10 protein-coding genes are annotated in these 18,022 nt (G+C 60.6%); 5 read left to right on the top strand and 5 right to left on the bottom strand.

The genetic code is table 11. The annotated features are described in order from the left end of the window. Positions 1 to 228: 228 nt before the first annotated feature. The 4 genes from EB809_RS19660 to EB809_RS19645 all read right to left on the bottom strand — a co-directional run bounded on the left by EB809_RS19660 (position 229) and on the right by EB809_RS19645 (position 9,836). Complete coding sequence (locus tag EB809_RS19660) at positions 229 to 1,002, bottom strand: cation diffusion facilitator family transporter (RefSeq protein WP_123636558.1); 774 nt, start codon at positions 1,000 to 1,002, stop codon at positions 229 to 231. 243 nt (positions 1,003 to 1,245) lie between these two features. Continuing rightward, a complete protein-coding gene (locus EB809_RS19655; RefSeq protein WP_123636557.1) occupies positions 1,246 to 2,259 on the bottom strand; it encodes a zinc-dependent alcohol dehydrogenase family protein in 1,014 nt (337 codons plus the stop codon). Between the two features lie 256 nt (positions 2,260 to 2,515). Beyond that, entirely contained in the window at positions 2,516 to 6,145 is a 3,630-nt protein-coding gene (gene putA, locus EB809_RS19650) for a bifunctional proline dehydrogenase/L-glutamate gamma-semialdehyde dehydrogenase PutA (protein WP_123636556.1), read from the bottom strand. A gap of 193 nt (positions 6,146 to 6,338) precedes the next feature. Continuing rightward, the gene (locus tag EB809_RS19645; protein ID WP_123636555.1) at positions 6,339 to 9,836 is read right to left on the bottom strand and encodes an NAD-glutamate dehydrogenase; all 3,498 of its coding nucleotides are present in this window, start codon (positions 9,834 to 9,836) and stop codon (positions 6,339 to 6,341) included. Positions 9,837 to 10,082: 246 nt separating this feature from the next. Here EB809_RS19645 and EB809_RS19640 point away from each other — a divergent pair, with 246 nt between their 5' ends. The 3 genes from EB809_RS19640 (at position 10,083) to EB809_RS19630 (ending at position 14,015) form a co-directional block, all read left to right on the top strand. Further along, positions 10,083 to 10,526, top strand: coding sequence for an Lrp/AsnC ligand binding domain-containing protein (locus EB809_RS19640; protein WP_123636554.1), 444 nt, complete (start codon positions 10,083 to 10,085; stop codon positions 10,524 to 10,526). 328 nt (positions 10,527 to 10,854) lie between these two features. Beyond that, positions 10,855 to 12,327 carry a flavin-containing monooxygenase gene (locus EB809_RS19635; RefSeq protein WP_123636553.1) on the top strand — a complete coding sequence of 491 codons (1,473 nt, stop codon included), beginning with the start codon at positions 10,855 to 10,857 and terminating at the stop codon, positions 12,325 to 12,327. Between the two features lie 26 nt (positions 12,328 to 12,353). Continuing rightward, a complete protein-coding gene (locus EB809_RS19630; protein WP_123636552.1) occupies positions 12,354 to 14,015 on the top strand; it encodes a GMC oxidoreductase in 1,662 nt (553 codons plus the stop codon). A 30-nt stretch (positions 14,016 to 14,045) separates the two neighbouring features. On the opposite strand, the gene EB809_RS19625 is transcribed toward EB809_RS19630, so the two are convergent. Further along, a complete protein-coding gene (locus EB809_RS19625) occupies positions 14,046 to 14,963 on the bottom strand; it encodes a LysR family transcriptional regulator (protein ID WP_123636551.1) in 918 nt (305 codons plus the stop codon). Between the two features lie 129 nt (positions 14,964 to 15,092). Between EB809_RS19625 and EB809_RS19620 the strand changes: the two genes are divergently transcribed. Beyond that, complete coding sequence (locus EB809_RS19620) at positions 15,093 to 16,556, top strand: NAD-dependent succinate-semialdehyde dehydrogenase (protein ID WP_190294979.1); 1,464 nt, start codon at positions 15,093 to 15,095, stop codon at positions 16,554 to 16,556. Between the two features lie 27 nt (positions 16,557 to 16,583). Further along, entirely contained in the window at positions 16,584 to 17,861 is a 1,278-nt protein-coding gene (gene gabT / locus EB809_RS19615; protein ID WP_123636550.1) for a 4-aminobutyrate--2-oxoglutarate transaminase, read from the top strand. Positions 17,862 to 18,022: the final 161 nt, after the last annotated feature.

The following is an 18,022-nucleotide window of genomic DNA, read 5'->3' as shown; positions in this document are numbered from 1 at the left end:
GCGGGGCAATCGGCACGGCGATATCATCTGGTGTAACTGCGCACGTCGACACTGGCACGACGCGACGGACAAAACCGTCATGCAGCACGTGGCTGCCCAGGAAGCGCTGGATGGCAAGCCGTGGACTGGTATGAGCCGGTCACGGACGAACAGTACCTCGCCGGTCCCGTTAAAAAGGATTGATGACAATCGCAACGCCGACAACAAAAACTGTTTTTTCAGTGTGATTCATCGTTGTGTTTTGGGACCACAGCAGTCATCCAACCCAGTAGCCGAAAGAGAATTGTCAGCCTCCCCTTTGCTGAATGCACTTTGCGTGTTCTCAGCAGAACAGCAAGGTGGTTGCTGTGTTTGCACCCCTCCGGTCTGCACGGCTTCACCGTTTGGATCGGAAGCCTTCCACTCTCGCCAGGCCTCGGTCAACACTTGCCAGGCGGAGTGCAGGAACAATGCTGCAATTGCCAGACCGACGATCACGTCCGGCCAGAGAGAGCCGGTGACGCCCACCAAAACCGCCGCCGCAATGACACTGGTGTTGGCGAAGAGGTCGTTGCGGGAACACAGCCACGTTGAGCGCATGTTCAAATCGTCGCGACGATGAGCATTGAGCAACAGGAAACATACCGTATTCGCGGCCAACGCAACGCCCGCGATTACACCCATCCACTCGGCCTGGGGAACGATGCCCAGGATACACTTCTGGATCGCCTCGACGATGACCATGATCCCGAAGACAAGCATGAAAACGCCTTTTACCAGCGCCGCGCCGGCCCGGGTTCGGGCGCTGCGGTGCAGGGCGTACAGCGTGAGTGCGTAGACGGTGGCATCCCCAAACATATCCAGGGAATCGGCCAGCAATGCGGTCGACCCGGCCACGAGCCCACCGAAGAACTCAACGAGGAACATCACGGTGTTGATGGCGAGGACAATGTAGAGAACGCGCCCTTGTCGCCCTCTCAGTTCCGCCAGTTCCCCGGCCTTGTTCTCGCAGCAACTGTCCACTTGACGCCCCTTTCCAAGTTCGAAAAACGTCAGGATAAAGCTTGTAGTCGTTACAGGGTCAACAAGACATGTACACCGGCGAAGCAGCGTTGGCCCCACCTCGCCGGATTTATGGGGAAACAGTAGCGTCAATCCGCTTCGTTCTGCATGGACGACCTGATTTGCTCACGCAGCTGCGGTGTGTGCTCGTGGCCATGGGCGGAAATGCGCCCGCACCGAGCCGGACGCTCCTGAATGACTCCCCTACCACTCAACACAAATCTTGCCGAAATGCTGGCCACTTTCCTGATGGCGGAACGCATCAGCCAGTTGCTCGAAGGGGAAGGTGCGGTCAATCACCGGTCGAATCCCGGTCTGGTTCAGGGCGGCGACATACGCCTGTTGCTGGCGGCGGTTGCCTACAATCAAGCCCTGTAGCCTTGCCTGTTTGGCCATCAGCGCCCCGGTGGGAATGTCGCCCTGACGGCCGGTCAGCACCCCGATCAGTGCGATGTGACCGCCCACGGCAACCGCATTGATCGACTGGGCCAAGGTCCCTGGGCCGCCCACCTCCACGACGTGGTCGACGCCTCGTCCGTCGGTAAGATCCTGAACCGCGCTGCCCCACTCCGGCGTGGTGCGATAGTTGATCAGATGATCGGCACCCAATGCCTGTACCCGCTTGAGCTTGTCATCCGAGGACGACGTGGCAATGACGGTGGCTCCCATGGCCTTGGCAATCTGAATGGCCGCAATGGATACGCCGCCAGTACCCAGCGTGAGCACAGTATCCCCGGCCTTGATCCCGCCATTCACGACAAGAGCCCGCCAGGCGGTCAGGCCTGCTGTGGTAATGGTGGCCGATTCGGCATGGCTCCAGCCTTCGGGTGAGTGCGTGAAGGCCGTCGCCGCCCGCACCACGTGCGTGGCTGCAAAGCCATCGATACCGTCACCCGGCGTTCCCGCAAAGTTACCCACGGACGGGATAGGTGTTCCATCCAGCCATTGCGGGAAGAAACCGGAAACCACGTGGTCTCCGACGGCAAACTCGGTGACGCCGTCACCCACCGCCTCGACCACGCCGGCGCCGTCGGACATGAGTACCCGCTGGTCGTCTGACGGAATCATTCCCGCGGCCACCAGTAGATCGTGGAAGTTCAGGGAACTGGCCTTGATGGCGACGCGGACTTCTCCCGGACCCGGTTCGCCCGGATCCCGGGACTCGATGGCGTCGATTCGATCGAATCCGCCCGGGGCATTCAGTACCATGGCTTTCATTCCAGAGCCTCCTTTCCTGTCGCGTTAGGGCCGTTGGCCAACGTTTCCCCGCTCGCCGGGAACGTCGGCTTGACCGTCATCGGTCATGGTACGTCACCTGACGCCACACCGATTGCCGGATACTCCATCAGGTTTGCGGCTCCGTGCTTTCGGTCACTTGTTGCCAACCAGTATATATAGCGATGCTTGTGAAAGAGCAGATGCCCACAAAAAAGCCCGGATGCAAAACATCCGGGCTTTCTACTGTCGGGTCGATTTATTCGGACGCGGCGATCAGGCTGGCGTTACCGCCGGCTGCGGTGGTGTCCACACACAGGTGACGCTCAAGCACGAAGCGCTGATCCAGGTTCTGCTCGGTGACCAGCGGGATCAATACCCCGTCGCGCTGGGCCAGTGCCAGGCGGTAGTCCCGCAGGACTGCCGTTTCTGCGACGCTGACGACGGCGTCAAACCCGTTGGCTTTGGTCAGCGCCTCCGCTTCCAGGATGCCATTCACCCCAACGATCGGCAGTCCGGCTTTGGCGGCTTCGGCCACGGTCTTCTCGACGTCCGGTGCCACAACCACGACCTGGTTGCCTTGGGACAGTGCCACACCGGCCTGCTTCAGGGCGGATTCCGCGTCCGGCCCCAGGCACAGGATGACGCCGCGGGCGTAATCCGTCAGGCGGTTCAGCTCACCGGTCGGTCCCGGCAGATCTTCAGAATGACCGTCCAGCGGCGCCGGCACGTCACCGAAGATCGGCTTGAGCAGCTCTTCGCGCCCTTTGGGTTTGGTGGCCTTCTGGCCGGCGGACTGATCGATCAGTTTCTGCAGGCCCTTGGCGTCGACCCGCTTGGCGCTGTTGTCCAGCGGCTTCTCGATCTTCTCGTTCTTGAGGAAGCGACGTACGTAGTGCGGACCGCCTGCCTTGGGACCGGTGCCGGACAGCCCTTCCCCGCCGAACGGCTGGGAGCCGACGATGGCGCCGATCTGGTTGCGGTTGACGTAGGTGTTGCCCACCTTGACCCGACTGGCGATGCGCTCGACGCGACGATCCACACGGCTGTGGATGCCGAAGGTCAGGCCGTAGCCTTTTTTGTTGACCGCATCCACGACCTTGTCGATGTCCTTCGCCTGGAAGGTGGCGACGTGCAGGACCGGACCGAAGATTTCCTCTTCCATCTCCTCGATGCCGCTGACCTTGATCACGGCCGGCGACACGAAGCGGCCTTTCTCGGGCACGTTCATCGTCTTCAGCAGTTGACCCTTCTTGTCGTACTTGGCGCAGTAGTCAGTAATCTTCTTGTGCGCGTTGTCATCAATAACCGGGCCCACATCAGTGGACAGCAGCCACGGATCGCCAACGCCCAGCTCTTCCATCGCACCGTAAAGCATTTCCAGCAGGTGGTCGGCGATGTCTTCCTGTACATAGAGCATGCGCAGCGCTGAACAACGCTGGCCGGCGCTCTGGAAGGACGACGCCAGCACGTCACGCACCACCTGTTCCGGCAGCGCCGTGGAATCGACAATCATGGCGTTCAGACCGCCGGTTTCGGCGATCAGCGTGGCGTCCGGCGCCATATTCTCAGCCATCTTGCGGTTGATGTTCTGCGCGGTTGCCGTGGAGCCTGTGAAGCAGACGCCGGCAATGCGGGCGTCTGAGGTAATAGCCCCGCCCACGGTGCTACCGGTGCCCGGCAGCAACTGCAGTGCGTCCTTCGGAATACCGGCTTCATGCATCAGTTGAACCGCTCGGTACGCCAGCAGTGACGTGGACTCGGCCGGCTTGGCAATGACCGCGTTACCGGCGGCAATGGCGGCCATGATCTGACCAGTGAAGATCGCCAGCGGGAAGTTCCACGGGGAAATACAGACCATCGTCCCGCGGGCGTCGCCGGCGTCCTTGTAGCGGATCGCTTCATTGGCATAGAACTGACAGAAATCCACGGCTTCACGAATTTCCGCCACGGCATCCAGCAGGGATTTGCCGGCTTCGCGGGTGGTCAGTGCGAACAGTTCGTGAGCATGCTCTTCGTAGAGATCCCCCACCTTGCGCACACAGGCTGCGCGCTCTTCAACCGACTTGGACGACCAGGTGTTGAAGCCGTCCTGGGACGCGTTGATGGCCACTTCCACATCGGCGTCCGATGAATAGGTGATATGCCCCACCAGGTCTTCCGGATCCGCCGGGTTGCGAACCACCTGGACTTCAGCGCCGACCGGCTCGCCGGCGGTCATCGGACCGCCTTTCCAACGATGGGTCCTGAACGCACCGCGGCCCAGCTCGATCTCCTCGATGGTGACCGGGTCGGTGATGTCCCAGCCCTTGGAGTTGCGGCGCTGCTTGCCGAACAGGTCGGCCGGCCGCACGATCGCCTTGCTGGAGATGTTCTCCCCCATGGACTCGACCGTATCGATCGGATCCTTGGCGATTTCTTCCGGGGTGATCCGGGTGTCGACAATCTGGTTCACGAACGAACTGTTGGCGCCATTTTCCAGCAGGCGGCGCACGAGGTACGCCAGCAGATCCTGATGGGCACCGACCGGCGCGTAGATGCGGCACGGGACACCGCTGTCCTTCAGCACCTGATCGTGCAGGGATTCGCCCATGCCGTGCAGGCGCTGGAATTCGAAGCGATCCCGATCGACATCCTTGGCCAGTTCCAGAACGGCAGAAACAGAGTGCGCGTTGTGGGTCGCAAACTGTGGATAGATGCGATCGGTCATACCCAGCAGTTGTTTGGTACACGCCAGGTAGGACACGTCACTGCAGGCCTTGCGGGTGAAGACCGGGAAACCGCTCAGCCCCATGACCTGGGCTCGCTTGATCTCGGCATCCCAGTAGGCGCCTTTCACCAGACGGACCATGATGCGGCGGTCCAGCTTGGCGGACAGTGCGTACAGCCAGTCCAGCACGTGGGACGCCCGCTTGCCAAAGGCTTGTACGACGACGCCGAAGCCGTCCCAGCCGGCCAGTGCCGGATCGGACAAAATCGCTTCGATCACGTCGAGCGACAGATCCAGGCGATCCGCCTCTTCCGCATCGATATTGAAGCCCATATTGGCTTTGGCGGCTTTCTTGGCCAGTTCCAGCGCGCGGGGCATCAGCTCGTTCATGACGCGCTCTTTTTGACCGTATTCATAACGGGCCAGCAAGGCGGACAATTTGACGGAAATGCCGGGGTTGGTCCGCACATCGCCTTTGCAGTTCTTGGCGATGGCGTCGATGGCCTCGGAGTATGAGTTGTAATAACGAACGGCGTCCGCATCGGTACGCGCGGCTTCGCCCAGCATGTCGTAGGAGTAGGTGTAGCCACGGGCCATGTAGCTCTTGCCGTTGTCCTGAGCTTCCTCGATATCGCGGCCCAGCACGAACTGGCGGCCCATCTCTTTCATGGCCTGGCCGGCCACGGTACGCACCACGGGCTCGCCCATGCGCTTGACCATTTTGCGCAGGGTTTCGCCCACGGTCTGGCGCTCGGAATCCTTCAGCAGGTTGCTGGTCATCAGCAGGGCCAGCGTGGTGGAATTGATCAGGCCGGACGCGGCCTTACCCACGTGAGCGCCCCAGTTCCCGGAGGTAATCTTGTCTTCGATCAACGCATGGATGGTGGTATTGTCCGGCACACGCAGGAGCGCTTCCGCCAGGCACATCAGCGCAACGCCTTCCTTGGTGGTCAGGCCGTATTCGGCAAGGAACTTCTCCATGATCGTGGGGCGCGCATTGCTGCGAACGTCACGCACCAGATCGGCGGCACGGGCCGTGATGGCCTCACGCTCGGCCTTGGACAGCTGTGCGCCAGCAATCAGCTCACGGATGACTTTGTACTCATCGGCCAGGTAGTACTCGCGGATCGCCTGGCGGCTCTCAATGAGCGATGGAGTCGTTGATTGCTGCGGTTTCATAGCTGTCACCTCGTCATTGTTCGTCTCTCGTTGCATTCTACCGAGAGAGACGGAGTCATTTTTCCTATTAAAACCATTTGCATGCGACGATTTATCTTTTTTTGACCTTTTACATCGCTGCATTTCCTGGACAAAAAGTTAAAAACAGGAAATGTGGCCTTTACCTATATCAGCGCGTGCCATTAATCGTGTGTCAGGCCACTTCAGTGCCCAGTTCCCGCAGGACTCCGTGAGCAACAGAAAATACTGCACAATCAATGACATTCGTCGCTTGCATATCCGCCAGCATCTGTTGCCAGCGTTGTATCTGCGTTTGCTTCACGTCGTGCCAGACGGCAAGCATCTGTTGAGGCGTTCCCGCCTTGTCACTGGTGTGGAAAACACTGGCGGTCAGGTTGCGGAGCTGATGATCCAGCTCATCCCGATAATGACTGGTAGCAAGTGACTGCCAGTGCCCCTTGGCACGGAAGGCCCTCATCTGGCGATCCAGCCAGGTCAGCTTCAGGCCCTCACCCAGTGAGAAGTAGACTTCAGCCACGGCGGACAACGGCTGGTCGAACTGTCGCGCAACCTCGATGATGTCCAGCAGCCAATAGCGACTCTCGATCGAGGCGCAGTAGGCAGCCAGATTATCGGGTACGGACTTGTCTACATAATAAGCATAGCGCTCTTTCCAACGACTTTCCGGGATCACCGCCTGAAGCGCTTTGACCGAGGTCACCACCTCGGCGAGCGACGGCGAATAGCGCGCCTCGCAGGCGGCGGCGTCGAGCCCTTCGGGCCGATTGCGCAAAATCCAGGTGGTACTGCGTGTCACCAACCGGATCAGATCCCGGAACAGCTCCAGTTGCACGCTGGACGGGATCCGGCCATCCAGCGCTTCGATTGCGGCCCATTGGGCGTCTACCCCGTAGATACGCATGGCAATGCGGTAGGCGATCACCACTTCGTCCATATCCGCTCGGGCGGTGTGCAGGATTCGGTCGATCCACGTGATGCCCATCCGGTTGATCAGGTCGTTGGCCAGCTGGGTGGCGGTAATGTCCGCACGCAGCGGGTGATGGTGGATCGCGTCCGGGAAGGTCTCGCGCATGGAGGCCGGGAACGCGCTGAACAGGGCATCCAGGAACCGGTCGTCCAGAACCCGGGGCGACGCCTGCAGGGACTGCTCCAGCTCCAGCTTGGCGTAGGAAATCAGGACGGCCAGTTCCGGTCGGCTCAGTCCACCGCCATGCTCGCGGCGCTCCTGCAGGGCCTCATCGTCCGGCAGAAACTCCAGTGCCCGGTCGAGCCGGCCATTGGACTCCAGGCGCCGTATCAGGCGTTCGCACTCGTCCAGGCCGGCCATACCGCCCGCATCGGCGATACTCAACGCCATCGCCTGACGGTAGTTGTTCTTGAGAACCAACTGCGCCACTTCCGGGGTCATCTCGCGCAACAGGCGGTTGCGCTGGTCCATGCTCAGCGCACCGTCGCGGACCTGCGCATTGAGCAGAATTTTCATGTTCACTTCGTGGTCAGAGCAGTCGACACCGCCGGCATTGTCGATAAAGTCCGTATTCGCCGCGCCGCCACGACGGGCAAAGTCGATACGCGCCCGCTGGGTAAAGCCCAGGTTACCGCCCTCACCCAGAACCCGGCAGCGCAGCTGGTTGCTGTCCACCCGGACCGGGTCGTTGGTTTTGTCGCCGACGTCCTCGTGGGATTCGCCCGGTGCCTTGACATAGGTGCCGATGCCACCGTTCCAGATCATGTCCACGGGGGCTTTCAGCAACGCACTTATCAGGTCGTTCGGGGCCATGCGGCCAGCTTTAATGCCCAACGCCTTGGCCATCGACTTGGAGACGGGAATGGACTTGAGGGCGCGCGAAAATACGCCACCGCCCTCGCTGATCTTCGCGGCGTCGTAGTCCGCCCAACTCGAACCGGGCAGCTCGAACAGGCGCTGACGTTCTTTGAAGGAAACGGCCGCGTCCGGAGTCGGATCGACAAAGATATGCAGGTGATTGAAGGCGCCGACCAGTCGGATCTTGTCCGACAGCAGCATGCCATTGCCGAAAACGTCCCCGCCCATGTCCCCGATGCCGACGACGGTAAACGGATCGGATTGGGTGTCGATGCCTTTCTCGAGGAAGTGCCGCTTCACCGATTCCCAGGCACCACGGGCGGTGATCCCCATTTTCTTGTGGTCGTAGCCCTCGCTGCCGCCGGAAGCAAAGGCGTCGCCCAGCCAGAAGCCATAATCGCCCGCCAGACGGTTGGCGATGTCCGAGAAGGTGGCGGTTCCCTTATCGGCCGCGACTACCAGGTAGGGATCGTCGTCATCGTGCCGCACGACGGCTTTCGGCGGCACGATGGTGCCGGCATCCAGATTGTCGGTCAGATCCAGCAGGCCGCGGATGAAGGTCTGGTAGCAGGCGATGCCCTCTTCCTGCAGTGCCGCCCGGGAGGGATCGGCCGGCGGCTGCTTGACGATAAAGCCGCCTTTGGCGCCCACCGGGACGATGACCGAGTTCTTGACCTGCTGGGCCTTCATCAGCCCGAGAATCTCGGTGCGATAGTCCTCCGCACGGTCCGACCAGCGCAGGCCACCCCGGGCCACCGGCCCCGCCCGCAGATGCACCCCTTCCACCCGCGGCGAATAGACGAAGATCTCGAATCGTGGGCAGGGCTTGGGCACATCCGGAATGGTCTGGGGATCGATCTTGAAGGACACGTATGGCTTGAACTGCCCGTCTTCCTGCTGGTAAAAGTTGGTTCGGGAGATCGCCTTGATCAGCACGAAGAAGCGCCGCAGGATGCGATCATCATCCAGGCTTTCAACGCCTTCCAGGGCGGCCAGGATCGCCTGCTCCACCTCCGCTTCCTGCTTTGCACGCTGTTTGGGTTTGGCAATATCCGGCTGGAATCGTACCTGGAACAACCGGATCAGCTGGACGGTAATGTCCACGTGACGACACAGGGTCTCCGCCAGGAAATGCTGACTGAAACCAAAGCGCAACTGCTTGACGTAGCGTGCGAAGGCCCGCAGGACGGACACTTCACGCCACCCCAGCCCCGCCACCAGGATCAGCCGGTTAAACGTGTCGTTCTCGGCGAAGCCGTTCCAGATTTCCCGGAAGGCCTCCTGCAGAAGGCCCCGGGTGGCGTCATCTCCGGCGCTCGCCGGCTCGCCCAAGACCTCCACAGTAAAGTCGCTGATACCAAAGACTTTGCCGTCGCTACGCTCGATCACGTAGGGATGCTCGTCGAGCACGCGCATGCCCAGGTTTTCGAGCAGGGGCACCACGTCGGAAAGAATCACCGGCTTGCCGCTGCTGTAGAGTTTGAACGACAGGGTGTTGCCGTCCTGATCCCGATCGGCGTGGAAGCGCATCGGCACATCGGCGCTGACGGCAATGGACTGGAGCTCGGCCACATCGTTAACGGCGGCTGCGCTGGAGAAGCGGTTCCGATAGCCCGTCGGAAAGGCGTTGGCGTAGAGCGTACCGTTGAACTCGCCCATTTTCTTGCCGAAAGCGTCCATCAGCCCCTTCCGGAATTCATCATCCCAGGAGCGCGTCTGCGCCATCATGCCGGAGACCATTTGCCGTAATCGGGCCCAGCTTTCCGCATCCTGGCGGTCGTCTTCCATGGCGGCGGCGAGTTGTTCAAGCAGGGTGTTCGGGGATGGCGGTCGGCTGTCTGTCATCAGGCATCTCCGGAGAAAGCCGGTGAATATAAAGGGTGAAGCCAGGCGTCTGTGCGGCAGAGATCGCGTGGCTGCGAACGCCCCTCTGTGGACGCTCTCGCCTGACACGCTTCCTACCGCGCAAACTCATAGCCCACAGTATAGGCAATCGCTCGAAGTCGCTTTACCCATTTAGTTTTATTGCGCAGCCGGTTTGTTTATATTTAGCACTTTCGCTAGCCATAAATCTTACCGGGACGAAACATCATGGGCGAACTGGACAGAATTGATCACTCCATCATGCGCGAATTGCAAAAGAACGCCCGGATCACCGTGACGGAGCTGGCTTCCCGGGTGGGTCTGTCCAAAACGCCCTGCCAGGTCCGCATGCGGCGCCTGGAAGAACAGGGCTACATCACAGGCTATACGGCGATGATCAACCAGACAAAACTAGGCCAGAGTCACATCGCCTTTGCACAGGTCACGCTGAGTGACACCAGCAGTAAATCCCTGGCGGCGTTTAATGAAGCCATCCGGCAAATGTCGGCGGTGGAGCAATGCCACATGATCGCCGGCAATTTTGACTATCTGTTGAAAGTCCGCACACGGGACATGGCCGAATACCGCCACGTCCTGGGTGAACAGATCTCCGCCCTACCCCATGTCCTGCAGACCAGCACCTTCGTGGTCATGGAAAACGTCAAGGACTGAACCGGGCGACCGGCGCCGATTCAAACGCCCCTTTGAACGTATCCGCTCGGCATTTCTTCATATAGATATCGGTGGAACGGCTCAGTTCCAAACAACCAGGCCGTTCTCAAATGGGTCCGACCGACAGTTCCGTGCCCCACGGGAATCCCGCCCCCTTACCTGCCTCTCGCCCTTGGGCTCCGCCTGAAAGCGGTTCCTACCGCTACGAAATGACACCGCCTGACATTGACCGAAAAAAACGATTCCGTGGCCTGTTGCACCATCGTCAGCGGCATGAAACCGACCTACGCTTGCAGGATCTAATAATAAAGATTGAGGAACGAGACGCATGGGCGACACCACGCCACATATCGTGATTGTCGGTACGGGATTCGGCGGTCTGGGTATGGCCATCCAACTCAAGAAAGCCGGTATCGAGAACGTGACACTGCTGGAAAAAGCGGGCAGCGTCGGCGGCACCTGGCGAGATAACACCTACCCCGGTGCTGCATGTGATGTGCAATCTCACCTTTACTCCTTTTCTTTCGAACCCAAAAGCGACTGGACCCGCAAATTCGGGCTTCAGCCGGAGATCCGGGCCTACCTCGAGCATTGCGCCAGCAAGTACGGCTTGCGGGATCATATCCGCTTTAACACCGAAGTCACCGACGCACAGTTCGACAAGACATCCGGTACCTGGACCATCGAAACCGCCGGCGGCGAATCCATTTCCGCTCAGGTGCTGATTACCGCCTGCGGTCAGTTGAACCAACCGGCGATGCCGAGCATTGAAGGCATCGATCGCTTTCAGGGAAAAGTCTTCCACTCGGCCCGCTGGGATCACGACTACGACCTCACTGGCAAGCGGGTCGCGGTGATCGGTACCGGCGCCAGCGCCATCCAGTTCGTGCCGCAAATTATCTCGAAGGTGACCTCCCTCAAACTGTTCCAGCGATCCGGCGCCTGGGTCCTGCCCAAGCCGGATCGGCCCTTTACCGGACTTGAACAGTGGCTCTTCGGCAGCTTTCCACTGGTCGACCGCAGCTACCGCAACCTGATCTATTGGCGCAATGAGAGCCGAGCCCTCGGTTTTACCCGTTTCGGCTTCCTGCTGAACGCCTTCAAATGGCTCGCAAAGTGCGAAGTGCGCCGGCGGGTGCGGGATCCGGAGAAGCGGAAGAACCTGATTCCGGATTACCCCATCGGCTGCAAACGGATCCTGATCTCCAACGACTGGTATCCGGCCATTGACCAGGATCACCTTGAGCTGATGACGGATCCCATCGATCGCGTTGAATCCGATGCGGTCGTCACGAAAGACGGCAGCCGGCACCCGGTCGACACCCTAATTTTCGGAACGGGCTTCAAGGCCACGGACTTCCTCACGCCCATAACCATCACCGGTCTGGACGGGTTGGACCTGAACGACGCCTGGCAAGAGGGCGCCGAAGCCTACAAGGGCATCAGCGTGGCCGGTTTCCCCAACCTGTTCATGCTGTATGGCCCCAACACGAACCTGGCGCACAGTTCCATCGTGTTCATGCTCGAGTCCCAGATTCATTATGTGATGCAGTGCGTGAACAGGCTCAAGGATCCCGGCCTACACTTCATGGACGTCAAAGCCCAGCGTCAGCAAACCTATAATGAGGGTGTCCAGAGAGCGCTGACCCACAGTGTCTGGGAGGCCGGGTGCAACTCCTGGTACAAGACGGCCTCCGGCAAGAACACCGTCAACTGGCCCGGTTTTACGTTCAGCTACCGACTGATGACCCGCAAGCTGGACCTGCAGGATTATGAGCTGTATCCCAGACCTGCACGGTAAGCCACTGACAGAACAGTGAGAGAGACATGAATAATAACTACGACTACGACTTCATCATCATTGGGTCAGGCTTCGGTGGCAGCGTCAGCGCCTGTCGCCTGAGCGAGAAAGGCTATCGCGTGCTGGTGGTTGAACAGGGCCGGCGCTGGACGCCGGAAAACCTCCCCAAGACCAACTGGAAGTTCTGGGATTATCTGTGGCGCCCGGTGGCCGGTCTCAAGGGCTTCCTGAGCCTTCGTCTGTTCCGCCACGTCATGATCCTGCATGGCAATGCGGTGGGCGGTGGTTCCATCACCTACGCCCAGACCCTGCTGGTGCCGCCCGATTCGGTCTGGCGCGAGGGCAATTGGGCGGGCCTGGATAACTGGGAAGAGGTCATGCCGGAGCACTACGCCAGGGCGAAACAGATGCTGGGCGTCACCCGTAACCGGCGCCCGGCACTGGCAGACGAAAAACTCAGGGACATGGCCCGGGTCGCCGGCGTGGAAGACAGCTTCTACTACACCGACGTGGGGGTGTTTTTCGGGGATGATAACGATGCCCAGGGTACCGAATATCCCGATCCCTACTTCGACGGCGAAGGCCCTGCCCGCAACTCCTGCATTGCCTGTGGCGGCTGCATGGTGGGCTGCCCCTACAACGCCAAGAACACGCTGGACAAGAATTATCTCTACCTGGCTGAGCGCCGGGGCGCTGAAGTCCGCGCCGAAACGCAGGTGGTGGACGTCAAACCCCTGGGCAGCACGGACGGCGCGGACGGGTACGAAGTGATCACGGTGCCCACGTTCGCCCGTGGCCACAAACCGGAAACCCGCATCACCGCACAACAGGTCATCGTATCCGGGTCGTCGCTGGGCACCCAGGAACTGCTGTTCAAGCTGAAGGACAAGGGCTCGCTGCCGAATATCTCCGAAGATCTGGGCAACCGGGTCCGCACCAACTCCGAATCCATCCTCGGCGTGCGTTATCCCGGCACTGACGAAGACCTGTCCAAAGGCATCGCCATCGGCTCCGGTATCTACATCGACCAGCACACCCACATCGAGGCGGTGCGTTACCCGGACGGGTCCAATCTGCTGAGCAGCCTGCTGACGGTGTTGACCGGCGGCCGTCCGGGGCCGGTTCGCATCCTGTACTGGCTCGGCGCTGTGCTGCGTCTTCTGGTCAAACGACCGGTAGCCGGCTTCCGCAGTCTATTGCCCTGGCGCTTCTCGCGGGAGACGGTCATTTTCCTGGTGATGCAGACCATCGAGGGGCATATCAACATGCGCTGGCAGCGGCCCTGGTACTGGCCGTTCTCCAAGACGCTGACCAGCCACGGGGATCGCATCCCGACTTTTATCCCCGAAGCCAACGCCTTTACCCGGAAAGCGGCCGAAGCCACCGGCGGCGTGGGCCTGAGTTCGTTCTCTGAGATCAGCTTCAACGTCCCCATGACGGCCCACTGCATGGGCGGTTGTGCCATGGCGGACAGCCCGGATAAAGGCGTGATCGATGCGCAGAACCGGGTGTTCAATTACAAGAACCTGTATGTCGTGGACGGCTCGATGCTCTCGGCCAACCTGGGGGTCAATCCCAGCCTGACCATTACCGCACTGGCGGAACGGGCCATGAGCTTTATTCCGCCCAAGAACGCTATTGCCATTGAAAGTGAAGCAACCAAGGAAGCGCCTGCAGGCGTGAAATAGCCCTCGCCAAACAGACTGGAACGCCCCGGCTCAGGGGCGCTCCAGCAGCTCCATAAACAGATCCCGCGCCCGATTGGCCCGGCCGTGGGACCGGGTAATGGCCGTGACTTCCAGCGCATAGTGTTTGGTGTCCGGCACCAGCGCCTGCAGCTCCCCATCCGCCACCTGTCGCTCGACGTAGCTGTCCGGCATAAACCCGATGTAGGCGCCGGACAGGATCATCGCGAGGCGCGCCTCATAGAAATACGAAATCGCTGCCTTGTTCATGTCCGCCAACTGCGCCCCCACTTCGGGGCTGGTGTGAATGCCCGCGTGCACCACCTTGCTGCCCAGCACCCGATCCAGCAGGTCCCGAGACGACTGGGCGCCATACAGTGAGTGAGTTCGGCTGCAGTACAGGTGACACTGGTCCACGTACAGGGTTTGATAATCCAGACCCGAGAGCTGTCGGTGCAGCGGGATAAAACCGATGTCCGCTTCGTCGTTGAGGATCATACGCTCAATGTCGTTGAGGGCTTTGACATCCAGCAACACGTTCACATCCGGCGCGGTCTCGGAAAACCGCGCAATGGTCTCCGGCAGGCGTGACTGGGGATCCATGCAAATGGCGTCGCTGGCGATGATTCTCAGCTCGCCCGTCAACGAGACGTGCAGCGCGTTGACGCCCGAACGGAAGCTTTCCAGGGCCGAGAACAGTCCTTTCATCAATTCGTAGACTTCGATCCCCTCCTCGGTCAGCGAGAAGCCACCCCGCCCTCGGCGGCACAATTTAAGATCGAGCCGTTCTTCCAGGTTGGCAATGTGAATGCTGATGGTCGACCGCCCAATACTCAGCTCGCTCTCGGCTGCCGCGAAGCCACCGCACTCGACAACCGCCTCGAACACCTTGAGCAACCGGATCTCGTAATCCCCGACCTGCCCCAGCTTGACCTTCAGATCCTTCTTCATTGTTTGACAGCTCTCAACGTATAGATCGAAACATACTCATTTATCACACAAATACGCCGGATTACCATCTCCCCATTGCCATAAATCCGTGAGCTCAGGCAGCTCACGCCAAACCGATGGGACACTGTTATGACGCTGAAACTGGATCATCAGGACCTGTTCCGCCAGCAGGCCTACATCAACGGCCAGTGGGTCAACGCGACCAAAAACCACACGTTTCCGGTCTTCAACCCCAGCACGGGCGACAAGATCGCCGATGTGCCCGACTTGGGTGCCGAAGAAACCGCGGGCGCCATTGATGCCGCCGACGCCGCCCTCAAGCCCTGGCAGGCTCTGACCGCCAAACAACGCGCCGCCCACCTGCGCCGCTGGTTCGATCTGATCATGGCGCACCAGGACGACCTGGCCCGGATCATGACCACCGAGCAGGGCAAGCCGTTTGCCGAAGCCCGCGGTGAAGTCGCCTACGGGGCGTCGTTCGTGGAGTGGTTCGCCGAGGAAGCGAAGCGGATCTATGGCGATGTGATTCCGGCCCATGGCGATGACAAGCGACTGGTCACTATCAAGCAGCCGATCGGTATCGTCGCGGCCATCACGCCCTGGAACTTCCCCATTGCGATGATCACCCGCAAAGTGGCGCCGGCTCTGGCCGCCGGCTGCACGGTGGTCATCAAACCGGGCGAGGACACGCCATTGAGTGCCCTGGCCCTGGCCGAACTGAGTCACCAGGCCGGTATCCCCGCCGGAGTCATCAATATCGTGCCCACGCTGCAGGCGCCGGAAGTCGGCCGCGTGCTGTGCGAGGACAGCCGTGTTCGCAAGCTGTCGTTCACCGGCTCAACCCCGGTGGGCAAGCTGTTGATGCGCCAGTGCGCGGATACGGTCAAGAAGGTGTCCCTGGAGCTGGGGGGCAACGCGCCGTTCATCGTCTTTGACGATGCCGATGCGGACGCCGCCGTTGCCGGGCTGATCGCGTCCAAGTTCCGCAACGCCGGGCAAACCTGCGTGTGCACCAATCGCATCCTGGTTCAGGACGGCATTCACGATGTGTTCGTTGAAAAGCTCAACGCGGCGGTTCGTGAACTGAAAGTCGGTGATGGATTCGGTGACGGCATCACGATTGGCCCGCTAATCAACGACAAGGCCGTTGCCAAGGTCCGGGACCTGGTGGACGACGCCCTTTCCGCAGGCGCGAAAATTACCCAGCAGGATCCCAACACCCCGGACAACCCGAATTTCTATCCGCCGACCGTGGTGACCGGCGTCACGCCGTCCATGCGGATTGCGCAGGAAGAAATCTTTGGCCCGGTGGCGACCGTTTTCCGCTTTACCGATGAAGACGAAGCGGTGGCGCTGGCCAACGACACGCCGTTCGGGCTGGCGGCCTACTTCTACAGCCGTGACATCGGCCGGGTCTGGCGCGTGGCCGAAGCCCTGGAGTACGGCATGGTCGGCATTAACGAAGGGCTGATCTCCACCGAACTGGCACCGTTCGGTGGCATCAAGGAATCCGGCATCGGCCGCGAAGGTTCGCGCTACGGCATCGATGACTTTGTAGAAATCAAATACCTGTGTATGGGCGGCATCCGCTGAGCCCGGTTATTGAAGGAGACACACGCTATGTCCAACCAATCCCTGCACGATCGCCGCGCCCAGGCCATGGCCCAGGGCCAGGGTGCCCTGCATCCGGTCTACGTCGACAAGGCGTTGAACGCGGAAATCTGGGATGTCGAAGGCAATCGATTCATCGACTTCGGCGCCGGTATCGCCGTAAACAACACCGGCCATAACCACCCGAAGATCCGGGCCGCGGTTCAGGCCCAGGTGCAGCGCTTCAGCCACACCTGTCTGATGGTAACGCCCTACGAGTCGGCCGTGGATCTGTCCGAGAAGCTCAACGCGGCGGCGCCGGGCGACACGCCGAAGAAAAGCATCTTCGTGACCACCGGCGCGGAGGCGGTGGAGAACTGCGTGAAGATCGCCCGTTCCTACACCGGTCGGCCCGGCATCATCGCTTTCAATGGCGGCTTCCACGGCCGGACCAACATGACCATGGGTCTGACCGGTAAGGTCAAGCCCTACAAGGCTGGCTTCGGCCCCTTCCCGGGCGAGATTTTCCATGCGCCCTACCCGAACGCCTACCACGGCATCTCGATGGCCGATTCACTGGCGGCGCTGGATGACCTGTTCACCTGCGACATCGAGCCGAACCGCGTCGCGGCGATCATCATTGAACCGGTCCAGGGCGAAGGCGGTTTCTATGCCGCTCCAACGGCTTTCATGCAGGCGCTGCGCACCCTGTGTGACCAGCACGGCATCCTGCTGATTGCCGACGAGATCCAGACCGGCTTCGCCCGCACCGGCCGAATGTTTGCGACGGAATACGCCGGCATCGAACCGGACCTGATGACCATGGCCAAGGGCATTGCCGGCGGCTTTCCGATCGCCGCCGTCGTCGGCAAGGCGGAGATCATGGATCAGCCTGGCCCAGGCGCACTGGGTGGCACCTACGGCGGTTCGCCCATCGGCTGTGCCGCAGGCTTGGCGGTGCTGGACGTGATCAAGGAAGATAATCTGATCGAACGTGCGGTCGCCATTGGCGAGCGCATGACCGGGCGTCTGAAACAGCTGCAAAGCCGTTTCCCTCAGCGCATTGGCGAGGTCCGCAACCTGGGCGCGATGATTGCGATGGAGCTGATCGTGGATGGCGATGCCAGCAAGCCCGACGCCGAATTGACCAAGGCCCTGATCGGCGAAGCCCGCCAGCATGGGTTGATCCTGCTGTCCTGCGGCATTCGCGGCAACGTTATTCGTTTCCTGCCGGCACTGACCATCAGTGACGAGCTGATTGACGAAGGTATGGATCGCCTGGATGAGGCTTTCGCGGCCCTGAGTTAATCCTTCCGCCGGCGCTTCGGCGCCGGCTTTTTTTAGGTTCATCGCGGATTAGCGGGAAAAGAAAAGGAAGACGGCGGTAAAACGGGTTAAGTTTGCTTTCGCCAAAAACCAAACAAAAACCCATTCACCGCCGTCGTTATGAATGCTAATCCTCTTGCCTT

The sequence above is a fragment of the Marinobacter sp. R17 genome (genome assembly GCF_003789045.1).
GTDB classification, from domain to species: Bacteria; Pseudomonadota; Gammaproteobacteria; order Pseudomonadales; family Oleiphilaceae; genus Marinobacter_A; species Marinobacter_A mangrovi.
This window is presented reverse-complemented; position numbering and strand designations above follow the sequence as displayed.